The sequence below is a fragment of the Halobacillus sp. genome (assembly GCF_049282395.1).
Taxonomy (GTDB): Bacteria; Bacillota; Bacilli; order Bacillales; family Halobacillaceae; genus Halobacillus.
Window position 1 is genome coordinate 1 of sequence record NZ_JBAPTY010000334.1, and the last position, 4,025, is coordinate 4,025.

The 4,025-nt window shown below is 43.9% G+C and carries 4 protein-coding genes; all 4 read left to right on the plus strand.

Annotated elements, in window-relative coordinates; all coding sequences use genetic code 11:
* The coding region (locus tag WAM07_RS14145; RefSeq protein ID WP_422167850.1) for a nucleotidyltransferase domain-containing protein at positions 1 to 709 on the plus strand (709 nt) is incomplete at its 5' end.
* A gap of 402 nt (positions 710 to 1,111) precedes the next feature.
* Positions 1,112 to 2,326 carry a formaldehyde dehydrogenase, glutathione-independent gene (fdhA, locus tag WAM07_RS14150; RefSeq protein ID WP_422167852.1) on the plus strand — a complete coding sequence of 405 codons (1,215 nt, stop codon included), beginning with the start codon at positions 1,112 to 1,114 and terminating at the stop codon, positions 2,324 to 2,326.
* A 176-nt stretch (positions 2,327 to 2,502) separates the two neighbouring features.
* Positions 2,503 to 3,294: a DUF3100 domain-containing protein gene (locus WAM07_RS14155; RefSeq protein WP_422167853.1), complete on the plus strand. Its 792-nt coding sequence runs from the start codon at positions 2,503 to 2,505 to the stop codon at positions 3,292 to 3,294.
* Between the two features lie 15 nt (positions 3,295 to 3,309).
* Positions 3,310 to 3,762, plus strand: coding sequence for a hypothetical protein (locus WAM07_RS14160; RefSeq protein WP_422167855.1), 453 nt, complete (start codon positions 3,310 to 3,312; stop codon positions 3,760 to 3,762).
* The last annotated feature ends 263 nt before the right edge of the window (positions 3,763 to 4,025 follow it).

Sequence of the window (4,025 nt, forward strand, 5' to 3'; positions counted from 1 at the left end):
GTGGGAAGATCCCTTGAAAAGAGATGCCTTTCACACAGCTCGAGCCTTTATTGATTCTTATTTTCCGGATTGCCAGAGTGCGGTACTCTCAGGAAGCGTGGTTCGCGGTGAAGAGACTCCTTCATCAGATCTTGATATCGTTATTATTGATCGGGAACCTTTCCGGAAATCGTTTTATTATTGCGAATGGCCGATAGAAGCGTTTGTCCATAACCAAGATTCCCTGAAAGATGCTTTTTTTATTGAAACACAGCATGGAATTCCTTTGATGACCCGCTTGTGTGCAGAGGGGATGGTCATCAAAGGGGGCAGGGATACAGAAAGGATGATAGAAGAAGCTAAGAAAAGTTTAATAGAAGGTCCAAGCGCTTTGTCTCTGAATAAACTGAATGAATTACGGTACGCGATTTCCGATAGTCTGGATGATTTAGAAGGATCGGAGAGGCCGGAAGAGGATATTTATTCGGTAAGTTCGCTAACCGAAAGTCTTCACCAGTTTATACTAAGATCCAATCGAAGGTGGGCAGGTGAGGGGAAATGGATGTACCGCTCTCTGAGAGACTATGATGAGGCTTTGGCTGGCCGGTTAACAGAATGTCTTCAATCCTTTTATTCTCATCAGGAAAAAAATAAATTGATCAGCTTTGTGGATGAAATTCTGGCTCCTCATGGGGGAAGGCTTTTTCATGATTATTATGCCAGGTTTTAAATTAAGTATGAGTGGCTGAATGTTGTAAAGCTTAGACAGCATAGATATCTTCGCTGTTTAAGCTTTTTTAAACGTAAAAATATTATTATTAATCTTACTTAAATAAAAATTGAAAGAAGGATTTATTGAAAATTTGGCAGGGGGAACTTTTTATTCGCTTACTCTTTCATAATAAATACTTTTAATTCGAAATAAGTTTGAAGTTGTCTATAAATGGGGAAAAGTCTTGAAATGGAAAATTTTTCATGAATTTATACGTGAAATTGCCTGCCTGCTTTTGTACATAAAGGAGGGGTATTCCCAAAGTAAATTTATTAGCCATCCATAAGCTCGAGGTTCATTTTTCGGCTAAAAATGAAAGCGCTTTTACGAAGTTTTAAAATATTAGAGGAAGCTGTAATAATGGGAACCAACAATCGTGCGGTAGCTTACACAGGTAATGGTGGAGTAACGGTAAAGGATATCGATTTTCCGGAATTAGTTTTGAGGGACGGGCCAGGAGTTAACCCGCGAAATGTGGGAAGAAAGTGTGAACATGGAGTCATTCTGAAAATAGTATCTACTAATATATGTGGAAGTGATCAGCACATGGTGCGCGGAAGAACAACAGCGCCTGAAGGACTGGTCCTTGGTCATGAGATAACGGGGGAAGTCATTGAGACAGGGCGAGATGTGGAATTTGTAAATAAAGGCGATCTTGTTTCGGTCCCATTTAATATAGCGTGTGGACGGTGTAGACATTGTATCGAAGGAGATACACATATTTGCCTGAATGTAAACCCGGATCGGCCTGGTTCAGCCTATGGATACGTGGATATGGGAGGATGGGTCGGCGGCCAGGCCGAATATGTGATGGTTCCGTACGCAGATTTCCAAGTATTAAAATTTCCGGATAAAGATCAGGCCATGGAAAAGATGCTTGATTTAACTATGCTTTCAGATATTTTTCCAACTGGTTTTCACGGAGCTTATACAGCCGGTGTTAAAATGGGCTCAACGGTTTATATCGCTGGGGCCGGTCCAGTAGGGCTTGCGGCAGCTCATTCCGCCCAGCTTCTGGGAGCTTCCGCTGTTATTGTAGGGGATCTGATCGAGGAGCGATTAAAGCAGGCGGAAAGCTTTGGTTGTGAAACGATCAATATCAGTAAGCATGATCATATATCTGAACAAATAGAACAGATTCTCGGCGTGCCAGAAGTTGATGCCGCTGTGGACTGCGTAGGTTTTGAAGCCCATGGCCATAACCATCAGGAGGCCCCGGCCACCGTGCTCAATTCCATCATGGGAGCGACACGTGCGGGAGGGGGATTAGGTATTCCTGGTCTCTATGTAACAGAAGACCCAGGCGCTTCTGATGAAGATGCCAGACGAGGTGCCCTGAAGCTTGATTTCGGTTTGGGCTGGGCGAAAGCTCAAACCTTTGTAACAGGGCAGACCCCTGTTATGCGTTACCATCGAGGGCTGATGCACTCCATATTAAAAGGAAAAGCCGATATAGCTAAAGCTGTAAATGCAACCGTAATTGGACTTGAGGATGCGCCGCGAGGGTATGATGAGTTTGACAGCGGGGTAGCTAAGAAGTTTGTGCTGGATCCTCATGGATTGTTGAAAACATAACGGAATTAAGAAAACGCAGCCTGATGGCTGCGTTTTCTTAATTTTGTGAAAGTTCTTTTCAATTTTAAAATTGTGCGGTACGATTCACTATAAATTATTTAGCGGTGTGATAGAATGATACTGCATTGAGTGAAAGTGATAAAGTGAAGAATAATTTATTGGAGAGGAGTGTTTGTATGAGCAGTGGAATGGGTTCTGGTTTATGGAAAGACTGGAGGCTTCATGCTCTCGTATTGATAACCGTATTAGCAACAGAAGCAATTGGCACTTACAGCTTTACTATTGGTCCGGGTGTTGTCCTGTTGCTGCCTATGCTGTACGCGTTAATTATCGGTCTGATTTTATATTTTACCCCTATTGTTAAAGAAAGGCAGTCAAAAAACGCTGAACCGATTATTGTTCTTGGGGTAGCCCTTCTGTTGGCGAAGATTGGCGTTATCATTGGTCCATCTCTGCCTCAGCTGATTGAAGCGGGGCCTGCGTTATTGCTGCAGGAGCTGGGGAATTTGGGCACGATTCTTCTCGCTTTGCCGGTAGCTGTGTGGCTCGGGTTAAAGCGTGAAACGATTGGAATGACCCACTCTGTAGCCAGGGAACCAAACGTAGGACTGATCATGGACAAGTACGGGATCAGTTCAGCGGAAGGTCAGGGTGTCATGGCGGTTTACATTTTTGGAACCGTTTTTGGAGCCGTATTTATGGGACTTATTTCTGGTTTCCTGGCTACAGTGACCCCTCTACATCCGCTTTCTTTTGCAATGGCATCCGGAATCGGGAGCGGGAGCATGATGGCGGCAGCAAGCGGCTCGCTCATTGAAGCTTTTCCTGACTTAGAAAACCAGATTGTAGCGTTCGCTGGCGCAAGTAATCTATTGTCTCTTTCGACAGGCCTTTACATTAGTATTTTTATAGGTTTGCCCCTGACAGAGAAGCTTTACGGCGTCATGACTCGAAACAGGAAAGGGTAAAGGAGGAAGCTTGCCATGTTAAAAAATATTCAGGAATGGTCTTTATTGTTAATTATTTTTGGCGTTACTTCACTGCTTGGCAATTGGATGGGATACGATATTATGCCTTTAACTGCGGCACCTGGAATGCTTGTTCTAGTGCTTGTCTGTCTGGCGGGATTTATCCTGCATCGTCTTATCCCTATTGAATTCCCCGGTGTCGCCTACATAGCGATTATTGGTGTTCTTATCTCCATGCCATGGATGCCTGGGGCGGATTATATTGTAGCTTGGACCAACGAAGTGCAGCTGCTGGCTCTGACCACTCCAATTCTTGCCTATGCCGGAATTGCGATCGGCCGTTCATGGACCGATTTTGTACGACTGGGCTGGAGAACTATTGTAGTAGCCAGCCTTGTGCTGCTTGGTACTTTTCTTGGGTCTGCATTGATTTCTGAGTTGATCTTAAGTCTTCAAGGTATTATATAACAGGGAATAGTTAACTATCCCCACATTTCGTGTATCAGAGAAAAGATAGAATTGTCATGGTTATGAAAGAAGGGAAAGTATATAAAAATACAGGTGAAAGCGAGTGATCGTGTGAGTTCGGAATGGGATTTACATAAAGAATTAGTCAAGGATTACGATAATCGTTATGATTATGATGGCGTAAGCGGAGACCGCCTGGCCAGGCGCCTGCATCTCCTGTCTGAGATCGGATTAACAGACGATGGAGGAAGCATGCGCATTGG